Source organism: Nocardia crassostreae, assembly GCF_001613405.1.
Taxonomy (GTDB): domain Bacteria; phylum Actinomycetota; class Actinomycetes; order Mycobacteriales; family Mycobacteriaceae; genus Nocardia; species Nocardia crassostreae.
On the sequence record NZ_BDCH01000013.1, the window covers coordinates 36,547 to 61,821 of the forward strand.

Below are 25,275 nucleotides of genomic sequence, written 5' to 3' on the forward strand. Positions count from 1 at the left end.
GGTGCGCATCGTGGTAGCGGTGTTGTCCGTGGTGCTGGCCGCCGCGACCGGTTGTACGGTGCAGGGGAATTCGGTGCCGCAGTATCCGGATCCCGGGCAGCTCGATACCGGTCACTACGACACGGATCAGCTCGTCGCGCCCGGTGGAAACGAGGCGCGGGGTCGGGTGGTCGAGTCGGCGCGCATGGTCGAGGCGCTCATGGATCCCGGGGAAGTCGTGCCGCCCATGGTGTTTCCGGCCAAATCGTTCGCGGTGCACCTGCTGCCCACACCCGCGCTGGCGCGGGTGCTGCTGGCCGATGCGGTGCGTCCCGTGCTGGAGCGCGAAGGCATGATCGCGGGATGCTCGGTCGGTAAGACCGATACGCGGTCCGGGGTCGAGATCGGGAAATCGCGGGCGCTCACGGTGATCCTGCTCCGTTTTCCGGATTCCGCCGCGGCCGAGCGCGCGGCCCGCGATATCGATGCCGTCGATGCGTCGGTGAGTGCGGAGAACGTGGCGGTGCAGATCCCGGATCATCCGGGCGCGCACGCGCATTGGCGGCCCGACGTGCCCACGCTCGCGGCCACCATGGCGGTGGACGCCTACGTGGTCAGCGTGCTGGCCGCGCACACCTCGCCAGACCTCGGGGTGCTCACCGCCATGGCCCGGAACGTATTTCAGGGTCAGGCCCTGTGGCTGCGGGGTTTCTCGCCCACGCCCGCCGACAGGCTGGCGGCCCTACCGCTGGATGCCGCGGGCATGATCGGCCGTCTGGTGCCGGAGTCACCCGGTCGATGGTCGTATCCGGCCGTCGTGGTCGCCGGAACCGCGGGCACCGCCGGATGGGACGGCGGACGGCTCGCGGCCGTCGGTGTGGCGCTCGGCAGGCGCGGCGCGGCGTTCTTCCTGGGATACGGCTTGCAGCATCGGCAGGTCGAGGCGCTCGCGGTGAACCCGAGAAACGTTCTCGTACGCTATTCGAACGTCACGGCGGCCCGGGCGGCGTGGACGGAATTCAAGTCGTTCGTCGAGACCGATGAGTCCCTTCGATTCGTCGACGGTCCCGCCGGGGCGCCCGATATCTACTGCACCGAGAACACCGAGCGCACGGTCGAGCAGTACCTGTGCCGAGTCCTGTACGGGCGATACGTCGCCACGATCCAGATGAGCGATGCGGCGGCGATCCGGCAGCGCGCCGCGGCGCAGTACGGGCTGCTGCTGAACGGCGGCTGAGCATGTCGGAGAGATGGCCGCCCGGCACGATATTCGCGGGATTTCGCATCGAACGGCTGCTCGGCCGCGGCGGTATGGGCTCGGTCTATCTGGCCCGGCATCCGCGCTTGCCGCGCCTGGTCGCGTTGAAGGTGCTGCCGGGCTCCCTCGGCGCCGACTCGGAATACCGGCTCCGGTTCGAGCGCGAGGCGGAACTGGCGGCCCGGCTCGACCATCCGAATATCGTCCAGGTGTGGGACCGCGGTATCGAGAACGGATTGCCCTGGATAGCAATGCAATTCGTGGACGGCCCGGATGTCGCGGCAGTGCTGCGCCGGACGAACGGGGGACTGCCCCCGGCACTGGCGCTCGATATCCTTACGCAGGCGGCGAGCGGTCTCGACGAGGCGCACCGATCGGGCCTGCTGCACCGCGACGTCAAACCCGCGAACTTCTTGATCGAATCCGGTAGCGCTCGCACCCGGGTCTACGTCGCCGATTTCGGTATCGCGCGCACGTTCTCCCATCACGCCGCGCTGACCCGGCCGGGCGCGATCGTCGGCACGGCCGCCTACGCCGCGCCGGAGCAGATCGAGGCGGAGGAACTGGACCACCGCGTCGACGTCTATGCCCTCGCCTGCGCCCTCCACGAACTCCTGACCGGCCGGAAACCGTTCCCGCGCACATCCGATGTGGAAGTGCTCGTCGCCCATCTGCACGATCCGCCACCGCGCGCGACCGCGATCGATCCGCAGCTGCCGCCCGCCATCGACGAGGTGATCGCACGGGCAATGGCCAAAAGCCGGGCTGATCGTTTCGAGTCCTGCGGTGAGCTCGCCGCCGCGGCGGTGGCGGCGTTCACGTCGGAACAGGCGCCCCGCGCACCCCGTTCCGGACGCCCGAAATGGCGGGCGGCCGGAGTGGCGCTGGTGTCGATCGCCGTCGTGGCGGCGGTGAGTTTCTTTGTGGTGAACCGGAATCCGGACGTCGATACCATCGAGACGAGCCCAACGCCGTCGACCTCCGTTCCGGTCGAGGCCCCGACGTGGCGCAATTTCGACTTCGTGGTCCAGACTTTTCCCGGCCTGCTGCCACCGACCCAGCTGTCCAGCGGATTTCAGGGCGCCACCTGCGTCGCGAGCGGCACCGATCTGAAAGCTGTCGACCCGGGCTCGGCCGTCGGCATCGTCGCGGTCCTCAGCTGCCGAGGCAATGGCCAGCCCGCGGAATTCTTCTGGGTGGGCTGCAATTCCGATCGCAGCGTCGCCCCTGTCGAACTCGGCCCACGGACCCAAATCGTCGGCGAGGAATCGTGGGAGCGAGCCTCCGGGCGCGGTCGACTCGTCTGGTGGACCGAGACCGACGACGGGGGCTCCGTGGTTCCCGGATTGATGGTGTCCTTCGAGGATTCCCGCAACTTCTGCCGCATCGAGGTCATCGGCTCGGGCTCGGCCCGCGACCTGGTGGATCGCTGGTTCGCTCTTGCGCCGATCTAACAGCCGCTCGCGCGTTCCGCATCGGAATTCGCGGTATCGAGTTCGGCGAGGATGGCGCGCAAGGTTTCTCGGCGTTCCGGGGGAAGTCGGGCGAACAGGTCCTGGGCGGCGCGGCGGCGGGCGTCGGACATGCGGGTGAGTACGGCGCAACCCGGGTCGGTGAGGGTGACCAGGGTGGCGCGGCGGTTGGAGGGGTCGATGGTGCGGGTGACCAGTCCGGCGGCTTCGAGGGTGTCGACGACCGTCGTGGCGGAGCGGGGGACGATGCCGAGACGGTCGGCGAGGGCGGACATGCGCAGGGGCGCGTCGCTGCGGGAGGGGGTGCGCAGGGCGCGGGCCTGGCCGGGGGTCAGGCCCAGCGGTGCGAGATCGGCCGACTGGGTGCGGCGGATGCGGCGGGCCGTGCGCAGGAACAGCTCGAGGAGATCGCTCTCGGATGCGTCTGCCATGTTTCTGAGCATAGATCATTGTTCTTGGGAACAATTATAAGTCAGACTCAGTTACAGCTCGTGTTCGTGAAGGAAGGAGGCGCCTATGGCTGCCCGATCCGAACTGCGCCGGATCATCCGGCTGTTTCATCCCTATCGTGGTCGGCTCGCCGTGGTCGGCGCGCTGGTCGGCCTGTCTTCGATCGTGGGGCTGGCCTCGCCGTTCATGCTGCGCGGCATTCTCGACGACGCGCTGCCGCACGGCCGCACCGGGCTGCTTAGCCTGCTCGCGCTCGGCATGATCGCCGTCGCCGCGCTCACCGCCGTCTTCGGCGTCTGGCAGACGTATCTGTCCACGGCCGTCGGCCAGCGGGTCATGCACGATCTGCGCACCGCCGTCTACGAGCGGCTGCAATCCATGCCGCTGGCGTTCTTCACCGCCACCCGCACCGGCGAGGTGCAATCGCGCATCGCCAATGACATCGGCGGCATGCAGACCACCGTCACCTCGGTGGCCACCTCGGTGGTCGCCAACTTCACCTCCGTCCTGGCCGCGCTGATCGCCATGGTCGCGCTGGATTGGCGGTTGACGCTGGTCTCGCTGACCATGCTGCCGGTCTTCGTGTGGATCAGCCGCCGGGTCGGTTCCGAGCGGCGTCTGATCACCGGTGAGCGGCAGAAGCAGCTCGCGTCCATGTCCGCCATCGTCGAGGAATCGCTGTCGGTGAGCGGAATCCTCTTGGGCCGCACCATGGGTCGCTCCCCGGCCCTGGTCGGCGACTTCGCCCGCGAATCGCGCGAGCTGGTGGATCTGGAGATCCGCGCCAATATGGCCGGGCGCTGGCGGCAATCCACCATCTCCATCGTCATGGCGGCCATGCCCGCCATGGTCTACTGGGCGGCCGGTCTCACCTCCGCCGCCGGGACGCCGCTGGTCTCCATCGGCACGCTGGTCGCATTCACCACCCTGCAGGCCGGACTGCTGCGCCCCGCGGTCATGCTGCTGTCCACCGGTGTCGAGGTGCAGAGCTCCCTCGCATTGTTCGCCCGCATCTTCGAATACCTGGATCTGCGACCGGATATCGCCGAGCCGGAACGGCCCGCCGCGCTGCCCGACCGGGGCGTGACCGGCGCGGTGCGATTCGACCGGGTCGGCTTCACCTACGACAAGTCCGATCGAAACATACTGTCCGACATCGCCATCGACGTTCCCGCCGGAACCAGCCTGGCCATTGTCGGTGAAACCGGCTCCGGCAAAACCACTCTCGGCTACCTCGTCGCCCGCCTCTACGACGTCACCACCGGCGCCGTCACCATCGACGACATCGACGTGCGCGACCTGAGCTTCGCCGACCTGTCCGCCACCGTGGGCGTGGTCTCCCAGGAGACCTACCTCTTCCACGCCTCCGTGGCCGACAACCTCCGCTTCGCGAAACCCGATGCCACCGACGAGGAATTGCACGCCGCGGCCCGCGCCGCCCAAATCCACGACCATATCATCGGCCTGCCCCAGGGCTACGACACCCTCGTCGGCGAACGCGGCTACCGCTTCTCCGGCGGCGAGAAACAACGCCTCGCCGTGGCCCGCGCCATCCTGCGCAATCCCCCCGTCCTCGTCCTGGACGAGGCCACCAGCGCCCTGGACACCCGCACCGAACGCGAAGTGCAGGACGCCATCGACGACCTCGCCGCCGGACGCACCACCATCACCATCGCGCACCGCCTCTCCACCATCCGCGACGCCGACCAGATCGTGGTTCTCGACCACGGCCGCGTGGTCGAACGCGGCACGTACGCGGAGTTGGTGTCGAGTAACGGCGCCTATGCGGAACTGCTCTCACGTGACGAGTTCGTCGCAGTCGCGTAGAGGCGTTGGGCGGCTGCGGTATTGACCCAGCCGTGGTCGGGGATGCGGACGGTGAGTATGTCACCGTCATCGTCGTCGAGCAGGTCCAGACCCAGGGGCGCTCGGAATCGAGGACAGCTTGGTTGGAGGCGAGCAATACGATCTTGTGCATTGCCGCGCCCGGTTGTCCGTAGTAGTGGATGTCTCCTCGCCTCACGCAGCGCCCTGGTGGCGGCGCTTGCGCTCGGCGGCTTCGGTGGCGGCCTGTTCGGCTTCGTAGGCTTCGGCGGCGGCCTGGTCGGCGACGGGGGTCGCGCGGGGCCGTAAGTTGCGGATGGCGGTATCGCGACAGGCGCGGGAAATCCCGGGTGGTGTGCCGCATCCGCCGCTCACGAGCGGCGGATGCGGCGGTAAGCGGGGGAGGCGAGGGCGGCGGTGGCGAGATGTGCTGCGACATCCGGGATTTCTCCGTCGTGCAGGGCCGCCACGGTGAGGCGGAGATGGTCGTTGTGGGGGTGGTCGGTCACCTCGAAAGGCCCGCCGGGGGCGGCCTTGATCCCGGCGGCCGCCAGGGAGATCATGGCGGCGTTCTCGTCGGCGACGGGGAGCCAGAGGTTGATGCCGTCGCTGCGGGTGAGGTGGATGTCGCGGCGGGAGAGGGCTTTTCGGAGGGATTCGGCGCGGGTGCGGTAGGTGGCGCGGGCGCGGTCGACGGTGGCGCGGGCGGTGTCGTCGGTGAGCATGTGCAGGAGGACGCGCTGGAGGAGGCGGCTGGACCAGCCGGGGCCGAGCATGCGGCGTTCGATGACCGGATCCAGGAAGTCGGGGGGCCGCCCGCGACGGCGAGGCGGAGGTCGGCGCCATGGGATTTGGAGTAGGAGCGGATGTGGACGGTGCGGGCGGGCAGGCGGGCGCCCAGGGAGCGGGCGGGGGCGTGCGCGATTCCGGCCGAGTGATCGTCCTCGATGATCAGGGGGCCGATGGCGGCCGTGGCGGCGGCGTCGGCGAGGACGTCGGTGAGTTCGCGGACGCGCTGGGCGGTGAGGGAGGCGCCGGTGGGGTTGTGGGCGCGCGGTTGCAGGAGCAGGGCGGTGGGTGCGTGTGCCGCCAGCGCGGCGGCGAGTTCGCCCGGTAGCAGTCCGGATTCGTCCATGGCGACCGGGACGGGGCGGGCGCCGAGGCGGAAGAGCAGATCCAGGAACGTTGGGAAGCACGGGTTTTCGACGATCACCGCATCGCCCAGCCGGACGTGGGCGGACAGCAGCCGGTCCACGGCGTCGAGAGCGCCGTCGAGCACGGTGAAACGGGCGGCGCGGGTGGGCCAGTCGGCGCGCACCGCCGACTCCAGTTCGGGGACTACGGCATCGCCGAGATAGGTGGCGGACAGGTCGTCGATGGCGCCGTCGGCGCTGAGCACGCGCAGGGCGGCGGTGATATCGGGGAGCAGCGCCGGATCGGGCACGCCGCGCGAGAGGTCGATGCGGAAGTTGTTGTCGGAGTGGGAGTGCAGCCGCTGATAGCGGCCCGCGGGGGAAACCCGGGCCGGTGGGCGGGGCGTGCCGACGAAGGTTCCGGCCCGGCCGCGCGCGACAATGGCGCCCGCGGCGGCCAGCGCGCGCCAAGCCTGGTTGACGGTCGCGGGGGACACCTTCAGTTCGCGCGCCAGATCGCGGACGGTGGGCAGCCGCGCGCCGGGCGGCAGCGCGCCGGAGCGGATGCAGCGGCTCACGGCGGCCGCGATACCGGCCGCGGTGCGGTCGTGGACCTCGTCGATCAGGGTCCCGACGAGCACCGGCGGCCCTGCCGCGGCGGTTGCGGCCGCGGATGCGTCGGGTGGGTCGAGTTCCGTTGTCACAAGCGCCATTCTGCGATGGACGCGACGGGGTGAACGATGTCGCCCCGAGGATTTACGGTCACGAAACTGTTTCCGCGAAGTTGTAACACAACGGAAGTGGTTCAGGGTGGAGTATCACAAAGTATGGCAATCGTTCGAGCTGCACTGGTCCAGACGAACTGGACCGGCGGCAAAGAGTCCATGATCAAGGCGCACGAGGATTACGCGCGCCAGGCGGCCGCGGCGGGCGCGCAGGTGATCTGCTTCCAGGAGTTGTTCTACGGGCCGTATTTCTGCCAAGTGCAGGACGCCGCGTTCTACGAGTACGCGGAAACGGTGCCCGGGCCCACCGTGGAGCGGTTCCAGGCGCTGGCTCGCGAACTCGGCATGGTGATGGTGCTGCCGGTGTACGAGCAGGAGCAGCCCGGGGTGCTCTACAACACCGCCGCGGTGCTCGACGCCGACGGCAGTTACCTCGGCAAGTACCGCAAGCACCACATTCCGCAGGTCAAGGGGTTCTGGGAGAAGTTCTACTTCCGGCCCGGGAATCTGGGCTGGCCGGTGTTCGACACCGCCGTCGGCAAGGTCGGGGTGTACATCTGTTACGACCGGCACTTCCCGGAAGGCTGGCGGGCGCTGGGCCTGGCGGGCGCGCAGATCGTATTCAATCCCTCGGCCACCTCGCGCGGGCTGTCGAGCTATCTGTGGAAGCTGGAGCAACCGGCCTCCGCCGTGGCCAACGAGTACTACGTGGGCGCAATCAACCGGGTCGGCGTGGAAGACCTGGGCGACAACGACTTCTACGGCACCAGCTACTTCGTCGATCCCGAAGGCAAGTTCGTCGGCGAGGTCGCCTCCGACCAGAACCCGGAACTCGTGGTGCGGGACCTGGATATGGACCTCCTCAAGGTGGTGCGCGACCGCTGGGCCTTCTATCGTGATCGCCGTCCGGACGCCTACGGAGAGCTGGTGCAGCCGTGAGCCGCGTCTTCATCCACGGCGGAACGGTGGTGTCGGCCACCGGTTCCCAACTGCTCGATGTGCTCATCGACGGCGAAACCATTGCCGCGGTGATCCAACCGGGCTCCACCGTGCTCGGCGCGGACCTCGCGGCGAATGCCGATGTCGTCATCGACGCCACCGGCAAGTACGTGATTCCCGGTGGCGTGGACGCGCATACGCATATGCAGCTACCCTTCGGCGGCACCGAAGCCTCCGACACCTTCGAGATCGGCACCCGCGCCGCGGCGTGGGGCGGCACCACCACCATCGTGGACTTCGCCGTGCAGAAACTGGGGGAGCGGGTACAGGACAGCCTCGCGGCTTGGCACGGCAAGGCCGCCGGACAGTGCGCCATCGACTACGGCTTCCATCAGATCGTCGGTGACGTCAATGCCGAATCCCTCAAGGGCATGGCCGAATTGGTGTCGGAGGGCGTGAGCAGCTTCAAGCTGTTCATGGCCTATCCGGGCGTTTTCTACTCCGACGACGGGCAGATCCTGCGCGCCATGCAGACCGCCGGTGATCTGGGCGCGGTGCTCATGATGCACGCCGAGAACGGCATCGCCATCGACGTGCTCATCGAGCAGACCCTGCAGCGCGGCGACACCGCGCCGTACTTCCACGGCACCTCGCGCCCATGGCAATTGGAGGAGGAGGCCACCCACCGCGCCATCATGCTGGCGCAGGTGACCGGCGCGCCGCTGTACGTCGTGCACGTCTCGGCCAAACAAGCTCTCGAACAGATCGCGCAGGCACGCGGCAACGGCCAGAACGTCTTCGGCGAGACCTGCCCGCAATACCTGTATCTGTCACTGGAAGAGCAGCTCGGCGCGCCCGGATTCGAAGGCGCGAAATGGGTCTGCTCGACCCCGCTGCGCGCCCGCGCCGAGGGCCATCAGGACGAGCTGTGGCGCTACATCCGCACCGGAGACGTCACCAGCGTCGCCACCGACCACTGCCCGTTCTGCATGAAGGACCAGAAAGAGCTGGGCATAGGCGATTTCAGCAAGATCCCCAATGGCATCGGCGGCGTTGAGCACCGCATGGACCTCATGTTCCAGGGCGTGAAGGACGGCCGCATCTCGCTGGAGAAATGGGTGGAGGTGTGCTGCACCACGCCCGCGCGCATGTTCGGCATGTACCCGCGCAAGGGCGTCATCAGCCCGGGCGCGGACGGCGATGTGGTGATCTACGACCCCAACGGGCACACCAGCATCGGCGTGGGCAAGACCCATCGCATGAACATGGACCACTCCGCCTACGAGGGCTTCGACATCGACGGGCACGTCGACACCGTCCTCTCGCGTGGCCGCGTCATCATCGACGGCGGGCAGTACCTGGGCAGCACCGGGCACGGCCGCTTTGTGAAACGCGGACTGTCACAGAACCTCATCTGATTCGACCCGACCAACGATCGGAGCGTGCCGCATGGACATCGGTGTGGTGCTGCAATGCACGCCACCCGCCTCCCGCGTGGTGGAACTGGCGAGAATCGCCGAGACACACGGCTTCTCGCATGTGTGGACGTTCGACTCGCACCTGCTGTGGCAGGAGCCGTACGTCATCTACAGCCAAATCCTCGCCGCGACACGCAAGGTCGTGGTCGGGCCCATGGTCACCAACCCGTCCACCCGGGACTGGTCGGTGACCGCGTCGACCTTCGCCACGCTGAACGACATGTTCGGCAACCGCACCATCTGTGGTATCGGACGCGGCGATTCGGCGGTCCGGACCCTGGGCGGCAGACCCGCCAATCTGGCGACCCTGCGCGAATCCATCGAGGTGATCCGGGAACTCGGCAATGGCCGCAGCGCGCACATCGGCGACACCACCATCCGATTCCCGTGGGCGGGGGATTCGCGGCTGCCGGTGTGGGTGGCCGGATACGGGCCGCGCGCACTGGATCTCACCGGCGAGGTGGCCGACGGGTTCATTCTGCAGCTCGCCGATCCGGATATCACCGCCTGGACCATCGCGCGGGTGCGGGCCGCCGCCGAACGCGCCGGTCGCGATCCGCAGGCGGTGACCATCTGCGTCGCCGCACCCGCCTACATCACCGACGGCACCGTCGCGGGCCTGAAGCACGCGCGCGAACAGTGCCGGTGGTTTGGCGGCATGGTCGGCAACCACGTCGCCGATATCGTCGCCAAATACGGTGGCGACAGCGAAGTCCCGGCCGCGCTGACCGAATACATCGCGGGCCGCCGGGGCTACGACTATAACCAGCACGGCCGCGCGGGCAATACGCACGCCGACTTCGTGCCCGACGCCATCGTGGACCGCTTCTGCGTGATCGGCACGCCCGACGATCATCTGACGCGGCTGCGGGAACTCGAGGAGCTCGGCGTCGACCAGTTCGCCGTCTATCTCCAGCACGACGCCAAGACCTCCACCCTCGAGGCCTACGGCGAATCGGTGCTGCCCCGGCTGGCCCCTCCGGTAACCGCGACGGAGACCGGCACGTGACCACACCGCTCGTGAGTCCGGCCCCGGGTGGGGGGCCGGACTCGGATTCACCCGTGTACGAACCGGTTTCGGTCTGGCGATCGGCCGTGTCCTCCGGTTCGAAGGCCCGCGGGCTGCTGTATCCGATCGCCGCGTTCGTCCTGCTGGTGCTCGGGTGGGAATTGGTGAAGGCGCTGGTACCGGCCAATGGCGTGAGCATCGGCGAGCAACGCGTGCTGCCGCGCACCTCCGACGGGGCCATGCCGCACGCGTGGGCGGTGCTCACCGTGCTCGGCGAGGCCGACGGCAAGGCGACCGTCGGGGCGACACTGCTGCGCACCGGCGGCTTCACCCTCGGACTGTCCTTGCTGGCCCTGGCCCTGGGCACCCTCGTGGGGATCCTGCTGGCCATCGTCATGCAGCGCTTCGCCTGGGTGGAGCGCGGCCTGCTGCCGTATGTGATCGTCTCCCAGACCGTTCCGCTGATCGCGCTCGCACCCCTGGTCGCGGGGTGGGGCGGCAAGTTCGTGATCGCCGGGCAGCCCTGGAAGCCGTGGATGAGCATTGTCGTGATCGCCTCGTACCTGGTGTTCTTCCCCGTCGCCATCGGCACGCTGCGCGGGCTGCAAGCACCGGCCAAGGCGTCGGTGGAGCTGCTGCACAGCTGCGCCGCCGGATGGTGGGCGACACTGCGGCATCTGCGCCTGCCCGCCGCGGTGCCGCACATCCTGCCCGCGCTGCGCCTCGGCGCGGCCGCGGCGGTCATCGGCGCGGTGGTGGCCGAGATATCCACCGGCACCGCGGGCGGGATCGGCCGCCAGATCATCGTGTTCTCGCAACAATCCACCGGTAATGCCGCGCGGCTGTACGCGGCCGTCCTGGCCGCCGCCCTGCTCGGCGTCGCGCTCACCGCGCTGGTGGGCGTGGTCGAGCTGGTGCTGCGCCGCTACAGCCGTCCCGGTCATTCCTCAGGAGGTTCCCGTTGACCGTCGAGACATCCCCCGCGAAAGACGCGGCGGCGCCGCCGGATTCGGCGCCCGCCGTCGAATTGCGCGAGGTCGGCAAGATCTACTCCGCCGGTGCGGTCACCGCGCTCGAGAATGTGAAGCTGTCCGTCGGGGCCGGTGAGTTCGTCTCCCTCATCGGACCGTCGGGCTGCGGCAAATCCACCCTGCTGCGCATTATCGCCGATCTGGAGCAGACCACCTCGGGAACCGTTGTGGTGCACGGCAAGACCGCGCGGCAGGCGCGCCTGGACCAGGACTACGGCATCGCCTTCCAGCAGGCCGGGCTGCTCGACTGGCGCACCGTGCGCGAGAACGTGGAACTGCCTTTGCAACTGCACGGCGTCGGCAAACGCGAACGCCGCGAGCGCAGCGCGGAACTGCTCGAGATCACCGGCCTCGCCGACTTCGCGCAGCGGTATCCCGGAGAGCTCTCCGGCGGTATGCAGCAGCGCGTCGCCATTGCCCGCGCGCTGGCCCGCAAACCCCCGCTGCTGCTCATGGACGAACCCTTCGGCGCACTCGACGAGATGACCCGCGAACGCATGCAGGGCGAACTGCTGCGAGTGGCCGAGGAAACCGGCGCCGCAGTGGTTTTCGTGACGCACTCCATCCCCGAGGCGGTCTTCCTCTCCGATCGCGTGGTGGTCATGTCCCCGCGATCCGGGCGCATCACCGCCGTCCTCGACACCGGCGGCTGGGATCGGGCGGCCGAGTAGGACGTCCGATCCACCGAAGCCTTCTTCACCTCGGTCGCCGCCGTACGCGCCGCTCTGCACGAAGGCCACGGCACCGCGCCGGACACGGTCGCCGGACGGGACATGCGGTGACGACCATGCGCACAACCGGATCCAGCATGCTCAAAACCGTTGCGCCGCCGGTGCTCTTCGGCGTCACCATCTTGGCGTTGTGGCAGGTCCTCACCGTGGCCGCCGGGGTGCCCTCGTTCCTGCTGCCCGCGCCGACCGCCATTGCCGACGCCTTCAGCGCCAATGTCGACGCGATCCTGAAGGCCGCCAACGCAACCGGCGCCAATGCGTTCATCGGCCTGCTCGCCGGATCCGTCCTGGGCATTGCCGCCGCCATCGTGGCCGTGCGCTTCGCCGTCGTCGACGGCCTGCTGGGGGCCTTGGCGGCGGGCGCGGCGGCCGTCCCCATCGTCGCGCTCGCACCGCTGCTGAACTCCATGTACTCCACCACCACCGACCTACCGCGCCGGCTGGTCGCCGCCATCGTGGTGTTCTTCCCCGTATTCGTCAGCACCGCGAAGGGATTGCGTCAGGTCCCGCGCGTGCAATCCGACCTCATGACCGCCTACGCCGCCACCGGCTGGCAGATCACCCGCACCGTCCGCCTGCCCGCCGCGCTGCCGCACCTGTTCACCGGCTTGCGCATTGCCGCGCCCGGCGCGGTCATCGCGGCCATCATCGCCGAATATTTCGGCGGCCTGCAGCACGGCCTGGGCAGCCGGATCACCTCGGCGGCCGCCAATACCGCCTACCCCCGCGCGTGGGCCTACGTCGTCGCCATGGTCCTCGGCCTGGTCTTCCTGGCCGCCGTGCTGTTGCTCGAACAGCTCACCCGCAGACCCCGCACCACCCTCTGGAGATCGAAATGAGAAGTACCGCCCGCAGACAACGCATCCAGGCCTGGGCGCTCGCCGCCGCACTGGGCCTGGCCGCACTCACCGGTTGCAGCACCACCGAATCGAGCACCACCGCCGACGGCCTCACCAAGGTGAAGCTGCAATTGCAGTGGTTCAAACAAGGCCAGTTCGCCGGATATCTGGCCGCCGTGGACCAGGGCTTCTACAAGGAGCAGGGCCTCGATGTCGAAATCATCGACGGCGGAACCGATATCGTGCCGCAGACCGTCCTCGCCCAAGGGCAGGCGGATTACGCCATCGCCTGGGTGCCCAAGGCGCTGGCCTCCCGCGAAGCCGGTGCGGGCATCACCAATGTGGCGCAGATCTTCCAGCGGTCGGGCACCAAACATGGCTCGTTCAAGGCGGCGGGCATCAACGGCCCGGGCGATCTGCGCGGCAAGAAGGTCGGAAACTGGGGCTACGGCAATGAATTCGAGCTCTTCGCCGGAATGACCCGCGCCGGAATCGATCCCGCCAAGGACGTCACGCTGGTGCAGCAGCAGTTCGATATGAACGCCTTCCTGGCCCGCGATATCGATGCCGCCCAGGCCATGTCCTACAACGAGTACGCCCAGCTCCTCGAAACCAAGAACCCGGCGACCGGAAAGCTTTATACGCCGGAGGATTTCACCACCATCGACTGGAACGACCAGGGCGTCGCCATGCTGTAGGATGCCATCTGGGCCAATAGCGAGAAGTTGAACGACAGCGGCTACGCCGACCAGACCGTCAAGTTCATCGCGGCCTCGCTCAAGGGCTGGGCCTTCTGCCGCGACAATGTCGAGAAGTGCCGCGATATCACGGTGGCCGCCGGATCTACGCTCGGCAACAGTCATCAGCAATGGCAGATCACCGAGGTGAACAAGCTGATCTGGCCCTCGCCCAAGGGGATCGGGCTGATGGACGAGACCGCGTGGGATCGCACCGTGTCCATTGCGAAGAACACCAAGAACCAGGAGGGCGCGACCGTCCTCACCAAGGATCCGGATGCCGCCGCCTACACGGTGGAATACGCCACCAAGGCCATCGACCTGCTGAAGTCCCAGGGCGTCGATGTCACCGGCAGCTCCTACACGGCACAGCCCGTCACCCTCACCGAGGGCGGTAAATAGGAGTTGACTGACCGCATGGACTACAATTTGTCCATGCGGTCAGAAAATGAGCCGGGCGACAAGAAACGGTCGTTCATCGAAGAGGCCCGCCGCCGTCAGATCATCGCCTCGGCCGTGGAGGTGATCTCGGAGGCCGGATACGCCAATGCGTCGCTCGCACGCATTGCCGAGCACGCCGGTATCTCCAAGGGCGTCATCTCCTACCACTTCCAGGGCAAGGACGATTTGATGACGCAGCTGGTGATCCAGCTGTACGTCTCCGCGGCCGAGGTGGTGGCCCCGGCGGTCGTCGCCGCCGCGGGGGCGCACAACCGGGTGCTGGCCTATATCGAGTCGAACCTCGAATTCATCGACGCCAACCGCCGGTACGTGGCCGCCCTCACCGAGGTGGTCCGCAATCTGCGCGACGCCGACGGGCGGCTGCACTTCGCCTCGGCCGATGAGAGCGAGATCCTGGCGCCACTGGTGGAACTGCTGCGGGAAGGTCAGCGGGAAGGGAGTTTCGGCGAGTTCGACGCGGTGTTCATGGGCAAGTCGATTCGCGATGCCATCGACGGCGCCGCCGCGCGCGTGGTGCGGGAAACCGATTTCGATCTGCACGGCTATACCGCGCACACCTCGCGACTGTTCGATCAGGCCATCCGGAAGGACGAGCGGTGATGACGACCTCTCTGAAAACCGCTGCGGCCCGGCATGAATCGCCCGCGGCGCTGCCGCCCTTCGCGCTCGGGCCGGTGGCCGCCATCGCGGCCGCCGCGGTGGCGCTGGCGGCCTCGCTCGGCCTCTACGGGTACTACGGCGACGAGCTGTACTTCCTCTCGGCCGGACGACGGCTCGCCTTCGGCTATGCCGACCAGGGTCCACTGGTGCCCGCCATCGCGCGGCTCATGGATGTGCTCGCACCGGGATCGCTGGTGGCCCTGCGCATTCCGGCGCTGCTGGTCACCGTGGCGGCCATTGTGATCAGCGCCCAGATCGCCAGCGAATTCGGCGGCGCGCGCACCGCCCAGACCCTCAGCGCGGCAGCCTATGCCACCTCGACGTTCCTGCTGATTCAGGGAACGCAGTTGTCCACCAACACCATCGACACCGCGCTGTGGGTGCTGATCAGCTGGCTGCTGGTGCGCTGGGTGCGCACTCGCCGCGACGGCCTGCTGTTCTGGGCGGCCCTGGTGACCGCGCTCGATATGCAGGTGAAGTGGCTGATCCCGTTCTTCTGGATCGCGGTGGCCATCGCCGCGCTCATCTACGGTCCCCGTGAGCTGGTGCGCCGCCCGCTGCTGTGGGCCGGTGCGGCGGTGGTCGTCGCCGCCACGCTGCCGACGCTGCTGTGGCAGGCCGCGCATGACTGGCCGCAGCTGGGGATGGGCGCGCAGGTGTCGGCCGAACAGGACACCATGGGCGGGCGGCTCACCTTCCTGCCGCTGGCGCTGCTCATGGCCGGGATCCTGGGCGGAATGCTGCTGTTGTGCGGTATCGGGGCGCTGCTGTGGTCGGAAACCCTGCGGCCGTACCGTTTTCTCGGCCTGGTGCCGCTGCTGCTGACCGTGGTGTTCCTGGTCGAGAACGGCCGTCCGTACTATCTCGTCGGCTGCTTCCCGATGGTGATGGCCGCAGGGGCGGTGCACTGGGCGAATCGGCCGGGCAGGTGGCGGGGCTGGGTGGCGGGCGTGCTCGGCGTGTCCTCCGCGCTGCTGGTGGCCTACGTGCTGCCGTGGCAGCCGGAAAGCGGTATCCAGCCCGACTCCGAATCGGATTCGGCCATCAGCGTGTACGCCAAATTCGGCTGGACCGAACTGCGCGAGGCCACGGCGGCCGCGTACCGGGCGCTCCCGGAACCGGAACGGTCACGAGCCGTCGTCATCACCGATTCCTATTGGCAGGCAGGCGCTCTGGATGTGGAGCGGACCGAGTACGGCCTGCCCGCCGTCTACAGCCCCAACCGCGGCTTCGGATACTTCGGCACGCCGCCCGATACCGCCACCACGGTCCTCTGGGTCGGCGGCGACGGCAGCGAACCGCGCGCGCACTGCGCGACGGTCACCGAGGCGGGCCGCGTGGACGCCCGGCTGGGGCTGCCCGGGGTGACCCGCGATGTCACCATCTGGCGGTGCGACCACCCGCGCGACCCGTGGTCACGCGAGTGGCCGACCATGCTGCGCCTGGGCTAGACCCGCGCGGCGACAACGGAATCGAGCACCACGCCCGCGGCGGGCGTGCCGTCACCGGAGCCGTCCACGGTGCCGCCCGCCGCGATGTTCTGCAGCACGCTCATGCCCTTGGTGACCTTGCCGAACGGGGTGTAGTTCGGCGGCAGCTGCGAATCGCCGTACACCAGGAAGAACTGGCTGCCATTGCTGTTGGGGCCGGAATTGGCCATGGCCACCGTGCCCGCGGGATAGGTCGCGCCCTCGAGGTTCTCGTCATTGAACCGGTAGCCCGGGCCGCCGGTTCCGGTGCCGGTCGGGTCACCGCACTGCAGTACGCGAATGCCCTCGGTGGTCAGCCGGTGGCAGCGGGTCTGGTTGAAATACCGCTGCTCCGAGAGGAATACGAAGGAGTTGACGGTGTGCGGTGCGCGCGCCGCGTCCAGCTCGATGGTAATGGTGCCGCAGTTGGTGGCCAGGTCGGCGGTGTACCCGGCGGACTGGTCGATGGTCATGGCCGGTTCGAACAGCCAGGTCCCGCGGCTCGGCTGGGCCTCGGCGGCATCGGTGCAGCCGGGCACGTGATCGGTGCGCAGCGGCGCGGGGGCGGCGTCGGCCCGCCCGCTCACCACCAGCACCAGCGTGACCGCGGCGGCAATGATCCCGATACGTCGTAGCGTGCTGCGGCCGAACCGAATTCGGCGCGGACGCCGGGTCTGGACGCTGTCGGGGTGCCGCTGCTGCGGTTCGATGCTCACCGGATGGTCTCCTTCGAGTGGATTGGGTGCCGATCTGTGCGGACCGGACGCCGGACAATGCCGCGCGCGGAATCATTCCATCTCCGCCGCGGAAATGGGGCCGGATGGGCGGTTCCGGTCGAAGAGTCCGGATTGTTCGGCGCGCCGGGATCGCTCCCGCCACCTGGGAATTCACTGCTACCGTCGGCGGATATGAAGGTAGAACTGCGGCACAACCCGTCCTCGACAATCGCCCGCTGCTTTCTGGCCGGGGGTGAGCCCATGCGGGTGGAACACGGGGCCATGGTCGCGCATTCGGCGGGAGTCGCGTTGGCGGCCAAGGCCGAAGGCGGCATCATCGCCGGGCTGAAAAGGTCGGTGCTCGCGGGGGAGTCGTTCTTCGTCTCCACCTTCACCGCACCGCAGCAGGGCGGCTGGGTGGATGTCGCACCAGCGCTACCGGGGGGATATGCTCGCCCTCACCGTCACTCCCGACCGGCCCTACTTCATCAGCCGCGGGGGCTGGATCGCCAATTCGCACGGGGTCACCGTGGAAGCCAAGTGGGGCGGCTTCGCCAACCTCTTCGGCGGCGAGGGCGGCTTCGGCCTGCGGGCCGACGGCCAGGGCGAGGTGGTGCTGGGCGTCTTCGGCGCCATCGACGTCATCGATCTGCAGGCCGGTGAACCGGTCACCATCGACACCGGGCACGTGGTCGCCTACGACCTCGCCATGAACTTCACCATTCGCCGCGCGGTGTCCGGGCGGTCGCTGCAATCGCTGAAGTCCGGTGAGGGCTTCGTCTTCGACTTCGTCGGGCCCGGCCGCGTGCTCCTGCAAACCCGCAATCCCGGCGCCTTCTCGTCGTGGGTGGGGCGCGCCACCTCGTCGAGCTAGGCATCGATGTGATTCATAACTCAGTCCCACTGAGTGGGTATAACTGCAGCTGAAACGCGTTCTCGTGTGGAATCTTGGCCCGACCGGCAACTTTCCTCGCGAAAATCCGGAACTTGGACATGTGAATAGCTCATGCTTCACATGTCCGACATGTAGTCACACAGATGAGGAGTCAAACGTGTCCGGATCCGCAGCGGATTTCCTTGCCGAGGTACTGATCAAGCTGGTTCAGAATCTCTTGTTCGGAAGCTCCAAGTAGACGGCACCACCGCGAGCGGCCCATCGAATCGCGCGGGATTCGATGGGCCGCTCGGCATTTCGGGGCGCGCGCTCAGCGCAGGAGATCGGGGACGAGGACCCGGGTATCGGGGACGAAGGGCCAGGCCGGATCGTCGAGGTGGGCGCGGAGTTCCGCATCGGTCCACCACCAGCCGTCCACGATCTCCTCGGGCTGGTGCCGGATGGGGCCGTCGTAGCGGATTTCGTACGCGAAGAGGTGGCAGCGCATGGGGCGGCCCGCCCAGATGCCATCCCAGGAGGCGGTGACGAGGGGGCGGGGACGGTCGTCGCCGGGAGCCAGGTCGATGCCCAGCTCCTCCGAGAGTTCGCGGACGGCCGCCTCGGCCGGATCCTCGCCCGGGGCGAGGACGCCGCCCGCCAGACAGTCGTGCATACCCGCGAAGACGGCCTTGGTGTCGGTGCGCTGGTGGACGTAGACGCGGGCGCCGTCACCCGAGCGGACCAGCACGCCCGCACTGGCGTGCCAGATGCCCTCGGCGTAGACGACGGCGCGCTCCTCGGCGCCGATCTCCCGGCCCGCGGCGTCGTACACCGCGATCATCTCCGCCATGCGGCGCTCCTTCCCGTGGCACACCGCTACCCGGCGGTTCATCAGCACCCTAGCGATCACACGCGAGGCGGTGGGCGCGGGCGTAGCCTCTTCATGCACAACCGTTTTCGGCGGGCGCGGGAATCACCGCGGCGGCGGGCGCGGGAGAAGCCGTCGGAGAGGACGAAACCGTGCCGCTGCCGCAGACTCTGGCCAGGTTCAACCGGGTGGTCACCAATCCCGTCCTGGGGGTGATGGCGCGGGTGGCGCCCGGCTTCGGGATCGTGGTCCATCGCGGGCGCAGGACCGGGCGGGTGTATCGGTCGCCGGTGCTGGTGTTCGGGCGCGACGGCGGGTACCGGGTGCCGCTCACCTACGGGCCGAAGGTGGACTGGCTGAAGAATATTCGCGCGGCGGGGGCCTTCGAATTCGAGACGCGCGGGCGCACGCTGACACTGGTGGATCCGGTGGTGCGCCAGGATGCCCCGGCGTCGTGGGCGCCGCCGCTGGTGCGGCAGGCGCTGGTGGCCATCTCGGCGGAGTACTACCTGCAAGCCCGCCGGGAGTGACCGCTCAGCGCGGCGTCAGGCGGATGACGACGCCGCCCTGCTGCCAGGTCTGGTAGATATCGGCCTTGTTGGGGCTGCCGTCGGCATTGAAGCCGATGCCGTTGAACTTGGCATTGGTGGGATTGTCGTTGGCGATGATCTCGTAGAGGCGCATGACCGATTCGTTGTCGGTGGCGACCTCACCATCGGCGGTGCGGCGCGGACCGCCCATGGACACCTGCACCGGGGTGTCCTTGCGAATGTTCTTGACCCACGGCAGCAGCCGGGTGCCGATCAGGATCTCGCCGTCGTGGCGGGTATAGGCGACCGGAACGTCGTACACCTTGCCGGACTTGCGGCCGGTGACGTGCAGGATGAGCAGTCGTTTGCCGACGACGGAGGACAGGCCGGGCACGCGCAGCAGGGTGCGCATGAGGGCATTGACGTAGTTCTGATAGCTCGGGACCGGTTCGGGGCCGGTGGTGGACGGGGTGCCGTACGGGTTGGCGTCGGGGGTTTGCTCGGACATCCGGGTCACCTCGCGGAAATCGTTGTACGGCAGGGGCATACCGCACCGAGTATAGGCCCGTTACGAAAAAGAGAGTGGCACGGCGGCGGCGACCAGCCGTGCCACTCTTCCCGTTCCCCCGGGTCAGTGGATGAACGAACCAGCCGGCGCCAGTGGAACCACCAGGCTCGACGGCCACACAGAGTTTCGCTGAATCTGCTGCGACGTGGCCAGCAAACGCGGCAGATCGGTGGGAATCGGCATGGTGGACGGGAATGTCCCGCTGGTGATGCGCACGCGCAGCGCGTGTCCCGGCTGCAGGGTGTAGAAGGTCGGGCGCAGCTTGATATCCATCTGCACGACCTCGCCCGGGGCGAGGAGCCGTTCGTTCTCCTTCACGACGGTGTGCTCCGGGGCGTAGACGGTGCCGTCCGGTGCGCGCCAGGTCTTGTCCTCGTCGAGCGTGCGCTGACTCGCCAATTGCGAACCGCCCGTAATGTTCACGGCGCTGCCGTCGGGCGCCACATCGTCGAGCCATACCTGGAAGGCGGCATCGGTGCCGGTGGAGGAGGCGTACAGGCTGAGATTGGCCGGTCCGGCCAGCACGGTCGGCTCACTCACCGGGTCCATGGTGTAGCGCAGCCCGGCGGTCGGCTCCTGCACCCATTCCGTGCACGGGTTGTAGGCATTGAACACCCGGAAGACGAAATCCAGCAGGCCCGCGGTGTACTGGCCGAGACTCTGACGGTTGCACAGGTTGTCGATGCCGGTGTAGTCGAGGCGATCCGCGGCGTCGGTCACCACCGGCTTGTCCGCCACCAAGCGGTTGCCGTCGAACCAGCGCTGGGTGACGCTCGCCTGCTCGAACGGGTAGCGGGCGGTATCGGCGGCGATATTGTTGGCGTCGATGACATGCAGCGGGGTATCGGTCTCGTCGATGCCATTGGGAATGTCCTTGAGCCAGCGGTCGAACCAGGCCAGGATGATCTGATCGGTATCCAGGCGCGAACCCGGGCCGACGCCCAGGCCCGCGTGATACCAAGGGCCCATGAGCAATTGGTAACGACCATCGGCCTGCTGGTCCGCGGCCATGGGCGCGAACTGGTCGCGGCCCGCCGACAGGTTCTGCAACTGCGAGTAATTGCGCAGCGGCCCTTCCTGATACAGATCCCAGAAGCCGCCCACCTGGTACATGGCGATGCCCTTGTCGACCAGATTGCTCAGATCGGTTTCGAAGCGCCGCTCCTGCCACCAGTCGCCGTCGTAGGCCAGCGGACCGCCCGCATAGGCCTCCAGCAGCAGTTTGATGGTGCTGTCCTGGGAGACGATCGCCTTCAGATGATCGATCAAGGCGGTCAGGAACGTCTGCGGCGACACGATCGCCGTCATGAACGGCCCCATGAGGCTCAGATACGGCACCATGACCGAGATCGCCGTGAGCAGGATCGGGCTCATGAGCCCGTCGTGGCCGAGCACCTCGTTGAAGATATTGTTCGGCATCGCCATGGGCACAATGGCTTTCAGCGGCGAATCCGGGCCCACCGCCTGTGCGGTGCGGAAGGCGCTCAGGGCCGGGAACGAATAGCCGTACATGCCGACCTTGCCATTGGAGCCGGGCAGCCTGGCCGCCCAATCCACCAGCTGCACACCGTCGAGGCCGTCCTGGCGCGACGCCGGATTCCACGCGCCGGTGGAACCGCCGGTGCCGCGCACATCCGCGATCACCTCGATATAGCCGCGCCGCACCAGCATGTCCTGGGCGCTGGTGGCCTGATTGATCACGCGCCGCACATCGCGCAGCTGATCGGGCAGCGGAATGTGGAAGGTGTCGATGACGCTGGTGATCGCCGCCGTCAGCGCACTGGTGACCGCGCCGTAGGTGGTGAAGTTGACGACCACCGGGAACTCCCCGGCCGCCCGCTGTCCGGTCGCCGGATCGGTCGGATACCGCACCTCGGCCTGCAACTGGGTGCCGTCCGCGAGCGGAACCACATGCCCCAGTTCATATCCCACGCCGAACTGCTCGGGCGTGGGCTGATACCCGTCGGGCAGGCCGAAGTTCGCGGGCGCCGTCGGCACCGGTCCGGCCGTTGGGACCGCGGCCACCGGAGTGGTGCTCGAAACGGTCACCGCCAGCGCGGACAATCCGGCGACGGTCAAAGCGACGAGCCGGGAGCGGCGCGGCCTGGACTTGCTACTCAAGGAGATACCTCTACGGATGCTCGGGAGACCGCACGGGCGCACACCCGCCGACCTCATCGTCGAATTCAGCACACCGCACAACCGATATCCCGGGTACCGGCAGTCACCAAGACTGTGCGGTTTCGGGTTGTGCACTCGACCAAAAATCTGGCGGATTACGGGGCGAAGGCGGTCGATTCGAGGCGGCGGGCAATGCGGGCCGCGGACAGGGGCATGGCGTCGGTGGGGCGGTGTGGGTCCAGGCCGGTGAGTTCGTGGACGCGGGCCAGGCGGTAGGTGACCGTATTGCGGTGGATATTGAGCAGGCGGGCGCTGGCCAGCTGGTTGAAGCCGGTGTCGACGAAGACCTCCAGGGTCTCGGCCAGCAGGGGCTGCGGGTCCAGGGGTGCGAGGACCGCGGCCAGGCCCGCGCGGGCCGTGCCCCCGGCGGCGACGGTGTACTCGAACATGAGGTCGCCGCGGCGGCACACCACATGCGGGCGGTCCAGGCAGCGGCCCAGTTCGGCCAGGATGCGGGCCTCGGTGAAGACCGACGGGACCACCGCGCGCGTCGGCGCGATGGTCACACCCACCCAGAACGGGGCCGGTTGTGCACACTGCCCAGCGGGCGGCACGGGCAGGCGGGCGGCGAGGGCGGCCGCGGTGGCGGTGCCGTCATCGCCGGGTTGCAGGGGGAGCAGGGCCGTCCAGCCGCCGCTGTCCAGGCGCAGGAACACGCCCGGAATGGCCTCGATGCGGTGGCGCAGTTCGCTGGTCTCCGCGCCGCGCGCCGCGCCGAAGCGGAAGACCGCCACCAGGAAGGAATCGGGGACCGCGATGGCCGGTTCATCCGCCCATTCGATGGGGTCGCGGCCGGTGAGCAGGGCATCGGCAATGGCGCGGCGGCGTTCCAGGAGTTCCCAGCGCGGATCGTGCACGCGCCGCACCACCGCGGTGGCGATGCGCGTGGTGATCATGGTGATGTAGTGCAGCATCTGCAGCGCGGAATCGCTGAGCAGTTCGCGTTCCTCGCCGGTGGCGGCGGCGCGGATCTCGTTCCAGATGTAGTCCGCGCCCGCGCTGTAGCGGCCGATCACCTCTTCCAGGGGTTCGCCGTCGCGCACCCGGCCGAGCGCGATCTCCACCACCTCGCGGGTGTCCTCCTCGGCGGGCAGGACGCTGCTGCGCAGATAGTCGAAGAACAGGTCGACATTGAGCTTCACGCCCCGCTCGAAACCGCCCGCCACCAGCGTGTGCGGCAGATTGCGGTACGGCGGCATCGCGGCCGGGATCTCGTCCCGTACCGCGACCGCGCGCCGATACAGCTCCTCGAGCACTCGGTCCCGGATTCGCGCTTGCATGACTCTTCTACTACCCGTACAGCGAATCGATAGTAGCCGCGTACGCGGTAGCTATTGGTTTGCGCCTCAGTTTTCCGGTGGCCGTGAGGCAATCGCTGCCCGGGGTCCACACCTCCGGGAGCACCGCGAACTTCTTGATCTGTTCCACCCGGGAGAGCTTGGAATTCGCGGCATCAACGCCTTCTTGCAGGGCCTTCACGACAATCGGGTCCTGTGCGAGGGCGGCAATGCTCCGGTCCGATAGCTGGTGGCGCTCGGCGAAGGCGGCGACCAGATCGGGGTCGAGCAGGATGAGCGCGGTGTTGTACGGACGGTTGTCGCCGATGGCCACCACGGTGCCCGCCAGGGGCGTGTTCTCGGTGACGGTGTTCTCGATATTGGTGGGCGACATGTTCTTGCCCGCCGCATTGATGATGAGTTCCTTCTTGCGATCCACGATCTTCAGGAAGCCGTCGGTGTCGATCTCGCCGATATCGCCGGTGTGCAGCCAGCCGTCGGCGTCGATGGTCTCGGCGGTCTTCTCGGGGGCATTGCGGTAGCCGCGCATGACCATCTTGCCGCGCACCAGGACCTCGCCGTCGGGGGCGATGCTGATCTCGGAGCCGGGCAGCGGCTTGCCGACGGTGCCGATCTTGATGCGCGGATGGCGGGACAGGGTGGCCCCCGCGGTGCATTCGGTCATGCCGTAGCCCTCGCACAGCGGCAGGCCCAGGCCGAGGAAGAACTCGTGGGTGTCGTGCGGGATAGGGGCCGAACCGGTGACGGCCACGCGGACCTTGTCCAGGCCGAGGCGTTCGCGAATGGTGGCCAGCACCAGGCGGTCGGCCAGTTCGAACTGCGTCCGCTCGAGGAATCCTCGGGTGCGGCCGTCGGATTCGGCGCGGGCGCGGGCGCGGGCGCGGCCCGTGCGGATGGCCCAGTCCACCAGGCGGCGCTTGAACGGGCTGGGCTCGGCGGCGAAGCGGGCCTCCAGGGCGGCCTTGACCTTGACCCAGACGCGCGGGACGCCCAGGAAAACCGACGGGTGGACCTCGGTGAGCGCCTCGGCGACCTGCTTGAGATCGGGGACCGTGGTGATCTGGCCGCCGGTCAGCATGAACAGGTAGTGCGCGAACCAGCGGTTGGCGGCGTGCGCGTCCGGGAGATAGGAGACGACCTTGTCCTCGGGGCCGCCGCCACCGAATTCCTCGATGAACCGGGCGTTCTCGATGAAATTGGTGTGGGTGAGCTCCACGCCCTTGGGCGGGCCGGTGGTGCCGGAGGTGTAGACGATGGTGAGCAGGTTCTCGGGATCGACCGCGCGCCAAGTGGTCTCGAAATCGAAATCGCCGGGAGCGAGGGCCTCGATGTCGGCGAGGGCGCGGGCGCCCTCGGGGGCGTCGTCGACGCACAGGATGTGCTCGACCGTAATTCCTTGCGCAGCAGCCTTTTCCACGGCCGCGAGAATCTGCGGTGCGAATTGGCGTTCACAGATGACGGCCTTGTTTCCGGCATTGCCGAATTGGTAGGCGAGCAGATCCACCGGGTTGGTGTTGTACACCGAGAACGGGGTGGCGCCGGTGTGCAGGACGGCGGTGTCGCAGAGGTGGAATTCGGGGCGATTGGTCATCATGAGCGCGACGGTGTCGCCGTGGCCGATGCCGAGGGCCGCGAGCCCGGAGGCGATGGAGCGGACTCGCTCGCCGTATTCGCGCCAGGTGATCGCGACCGAGCCGCCGAGGGTGCGCAGGGCGACCTGGTCGGGATAGCGTGCGACATTCGCCTGGAATGCCTCGACCAGCGTGCGCGGGCCCGGCCCCGCGGAATTCGTTGAACTCACGACCTACCTCTGGATCAAACGTTCGAGGGCGTGTCGGCCCTCACAATGCCATCCAGCACACCGCACAAACGTGCGCCGGGTCCAGGGGCAATGGACAAGACCTGGGCTGATCGACTTGTGCACGCTGCACAATGCGCTCTGGTGACAACTGATTTCGTGAGGGCCGGGCAACTCCCGGGGTACGTCCAAAGTTCAGACACATCGCGAACCGGCGGCACGCGTGCGCGACTCGCGACGGCTCTC

24 protein-coding genes and 2 pseudogenes are annotated in these 25,275 nt (G+C 68.1%); 16 read left to right on the top strand and 10 right to left on the bottom strand.

Annotation, left to right across the window (positions count from 1 at the left end):
- The first annotated feature begins 1 nt into the window (after position 1).
- Both NC4_RS11340 and NC4_RS11345 read left to right on the top strand, forming a co-directional pair.
- Positions 2-1,216 carry a DUF7373 family lipoprotein gene (locus tag NC4_RS11340; RefSeq protein WP_067536270.1) on the top strand — a complete coding sequence of 405 codons (1,215 nt, stop codon included), beginning with the start codon at positions 2-4 and terminating at the stop codon, positions 1,214-1,216.
- A 2-nt stretch (positions 1,217-1,218) separates the two neighbouring features.
- Positions 1,219-2,691 carry a serine/threonine-protein kinase gene (locus tag NC4_RS11345; RefSeq protein ID WP_067536273.1) on the top strand — a complete coding sequence of 491 codons (1,473 nt, stop codon included), beginning with the start codon at positions 1,219-1,221 and terminating at the stop codon, positions 2,689-2,691.
- On the opposite strand, the gene NC4_RS11350 is transcribed toward NC4_RS11345, so the two are convergent.
- Positions 2,688-3,140 (bottom strand): MarR family winged helix-turn-helix transcriptional regulator, encoded by a 453-nt coding sequence (locus tag NC4_RS11350; RefSeq protein WP_067536276.1) that lies wholly within the window; start codon positions 3,138-3,140, stop codon positions 2,688-2,690. The genes NC4_RS11345 and NC4_RS11350 overlap by 4 nt on opposite strands.
- 85 nt (positions 3,141-3,225) lie before the next feature.
- Between NC4_RS11350 and NC4_RS11355 the strand changes: the two genes are divergently transcribed.
- A complete protein-coding gene (locus NC4_RS11355; protein ID WP_067536279.1) occupies positions 3,226-4,986 on the top strand; it encodes an ABC transporter ATP-binding protein in 1,761 nt (586 codons plus the stop codon).
- A 192-nt stretch (positions 4,987-5,178) separates the two neighbouring features.
- Here NC4_RS11355 and NC4_RS11360 read toward each other — a convergent pair whose 3' ends face one another.
- The 3 genes and pseudogenes from NC4_RS11360 to NC4_RS43910 form a co-directional block, all read right to left on the bottom strand.
- Entirely contained in the window at positions 5,179-5,358 is a 180-nt protein-coding gene (locus tag NC4_RS11360) for a hypothetical protein (RefSeq protein WP_067536282.1), read from the bottom strand.
- Positions 5,355-5,759, bottom strand: a complete 405-nt coding sequence (locus NC4_RS43905; RefSeq protein WP_369690726.1) for an aminotransferase class I/II-fold pyridoxal phosphate-dependent enzyme — start codon at positions 5,757-5,759, stop codon at positions 5,355-5,357. Before NC4_RS43905 ends, NC4_RS11360 begins: the two co-directional genes overlap by 4 nt.
- A gap of 119 nt (positions 5,760-5,878) precedes the next feature.
- A pseudogene (locus tag NC4_RS43910) lies at positions 5,879-6,829 on the bottom strand (aminotransferase class I/II-fold pyridoxal phosphate-dependent enzyme); the annotation flags it as partial.
- A 114-nt stretch (positions 6,830-6,943) separates the two neighbouring features.
- Here NC4_RS43910 and NC4_RS11370 point away from each other — a divergent pair.
- The 10 genes from NC4_RS11370 to NC4_RS11410 all read left to right on the top strand — a co-directional run bounded on the left by NC4_RS11370 (position 6,944) and on the right by NC4_RS11410 (position 16,178).
- Complete coding sequence (locus tag NC4_RS11370; protein WP_067536285.1) at positions 6,944-7,780, top strand: nitrilase-related carbon-nitrogen hydrolase; 837 nt, start codon at positions 6,944-6,946, stop codon at positions 7,778-7,780.
- Positions 7,777-9,198 (top strand): dihydropyrimidinase, encoded by a 1,422-nt coding sequence (hydA, locus tag NC4_RS11375; protein WP_067536288.1) that lies wholly within the window; start codon positions 7,777-7,779, stop codon positions 9,196-9,198. The genes NC4_RS11370 and hydA overlap by 4 nt, the downstream gene beginning before the upstream one ends.
- 31 nt (positions 9,199-9,229) lie before the next feature.
- On the top strand, positions 9,230-10,267 hold the full coding sequence (locus NC4_RS11380) for a TIGR03842 family LLM class F420-dependent oxidoreductase (RefSeq protein WP_067536291.1): 1,038 nt from the start codon (positions 9,230-9,232) through the stop codon (positions 10,265-10,267).
- 53 nt (positions 10,268-10,320) lie between these two features.
- Positions 10,321-11,232, top strand: a complete 912-nt coding sequence (locus NC4_RS11385) for an ABC transporter permease (RefSeq protein WP_084528904.1) — start codon at positions 10,321-10,323, stop codon at positions 11,230-11,232.
- Positions 11,229-11,969 (top strand): ABC transporter ATP-binding protein, encoded by a 741-nt coding sequence (locus NC4_RS11390; RefSeq protein WP_245721630.1) that lies wholly within the window; start codon positions 11,229-11,231, stop codon positions 11,967-11,969. Before NC4_RS11385 ends, NC4_RS11390 begins: the two co-directional genes overlap by 4 nt.
- 116 nt (positions 11,970-12,085) lie before the next feature.
- Positions 12,086-12,868 carry an ABC transporter permease gene (locus NC4_RS11395; protein ID WP_245721631.1) on the top strand — a complete coding sequence of 261 codons (783 nt, stop codon included), beginning with the start codon at positions 12,086-12,088 and terminating at the stop codon, positions 12,866-12,868.
- Complete coding sequence (locus NC4_RS42425) at positions 12,865-13,566, top strand: ABC transporter substrate-binding protein (protein ID WP_245721632.1); 702 nt, start codon at positions 12,865-12,867, stop codon at positions 13,564-13,566. The genes NC4_RS11395 and NC4_RS42425 overlap by 4 nt, the downstream gene beginning before the upstream one ends.
- Positions 13,567-13,593: 27 nt before the next feature.
- Positions 13,594-14,007: a hypothetical protein gene (locus tag NC4_RS42430; RefSeq protein WP_245721633.1), complete on the top strand. Its 414-nt coding sequence runs from the start codon at positions 13,594-13,596 to the stop codon at positions 14,005-14,007.
- Between the two features lie 33 nt (positions 14,008-14,040).
- Positions 14,041-14,667 (top strand): TetR/AcrR family transcriptional regulator, encoded by a 627-nt coding sequence (locus NC4_RS11405; RefSeq protein ID WP_067536746.1) that lies wholly within the window; start codon positions 14,041-14,043, stop codon positions 14,665-14,667.
- Positions 14,667-16,178 (top strand): ArnT family glycosyltransferase, encoded by a 1,512-nt coding sequence (locus NC4_RS11410; RefSeq protein WP_067536293.1) that lies wholly within the window; start codon positions 14,667-14,669, stop codon positions 16,176-16,178. The genes NC4_RS11405 and NC4_RS11410 overlap by 1 nt, the downstream gene beginning before the upstream one ends.
- Here NC4_RS11410 and NC4_RS11415 read toward each other — a convergent pair.
- The gene (locus NC4_RS11415; RefSeq protein ID WP_067536296.1) at positions 16,175-16,912 is read right to left on the bottom strand and encodes a peptidylprolyl isomerase; all 738 of its coding nucleotides are present in this window, start codon (positions 16,910-16,912) and stop codon (positions 16,175-16,177) included. The two genes, NC4_RS11410 and NC4_RS11415, sit on opposite strands and share 4 nt — an antisense overlap.
- Before the next feature lie 261 nt (positions 16,913-17,173).
- Between NC4_RS11415 and NC4_RS43915 the strand changes: the two are divergent.
- Together NC4_RS43915 and NC4_RS11420 are read left to right on the top strand one after the other, a co-directional pair.
- Positions 17,174-17,281: pseudogene (locus NC4_RS43915) on the top strand (TIGR00266 family protein); the annotation flags it as partial.
- A 52-nt stretch (positions 17,282-17,333) separates the two neighbouring features.
- Positions 17,334-17,786: an AIM24 family protein gene (locus tag NC4_RS11420; RefSeq protein ID WP_281186276.1), complete on the top strand. Its 453-nt coding sequence runs from the start codon at positions 17,334-17,336 to the stop codon at positions 17,784-17,786.
- A gap of 331 nt (positions 17,787-18,117) precedes the next feature.
- Here NC4_RS11420 and NC4_RS11425 read toward each other — a convergent pair whose 3' ends face one another.
- On the bottom strand, positions 18,118-18,636 hold the full coding sequence (locus NC4_RS11425; RefSeq protein WP_067536748.1) for an NUDIX hydrolase: 519 nt from the start codon (positions 18,634-18,636) through the stop codon (positions 18,118-18,120).
- Positions 18,637-18,806: 170 nt separating this feature from the next.
- Between NC4_RS11425 and NC4_RS11430 the strand changes: the two genes are divergently transcribed.
- The gene (locus NC4_RS11430) at positions 18,807-19,184 is read left to right on the top strand and encodes a PNPOx family protein (protein ID WP_067536299.1); all 378 of its coding nucleotides are present in this window, start codon (positions 18,807-18,809) and stop codon (positions 19,182-19,184) included.
- Between the two features lie 4 nt (positions 19,185-19,188).
- On the opposite strand, the gene NC4_RS11435 is transcribed toward NC4_RS11430, so the two are convergent.
- The 4 genes from NC4_RS11435 to NC4_RS11450 form a co-directional block, all read right to left on the bottom strand.
- Complete coding sequence (locus tag NC4_RS11435) at positions 19,189-19,692, bottom strand: nitroreductase family deazaflavin-dependent oxidoreductase (protein WP_169814775.1); 504 nt, start codon at positions 19,690-19,692, stop codon at positions 19,189-19,191.
- A 123-nt stretch (positions 19,693-19,815) separates the two neighbouring features.
- Positions 19,816-21,873 (bottom strand): CocE/NonD family hydrolase, encoded by a 2,058-nt coding sequence (locus tag NC4_RS11440; protein ID WP_169814776.1) that lies wholly within the window; start codon positions 21,871-21,873, stop codon positions 19,816-19,818.
- 155 nt (positions 21,874-22,028) lie between these two features.
- The gene (locus NC4_RS11445; protein WP_067536305.1) at positions 22,029-23,213 is read right to left on the bottom strand and encodes a PucR family transcriptional regulator; all 1,185 of its coding nucleotides are present in this window, start codon (positions 23,211-23,213) and stop codon (positions 22,029-22,031) included.
- Between the two features lie 10 nt (positions 23,214-23,223).
- Positions 23,224-25,032: an AMP-dependent synthetase/ligase gene (locus NC4_RS11450; protein ID WP_067536307.1), complete on the bottom strand. Its 1,809-nt coding sequence runs from the start codon at positions 25,030-25,032 to the stop codon at positions 23,224-23,226.
- Positions 25,033-25,275 lie beyond the last annotated feature (243 nt).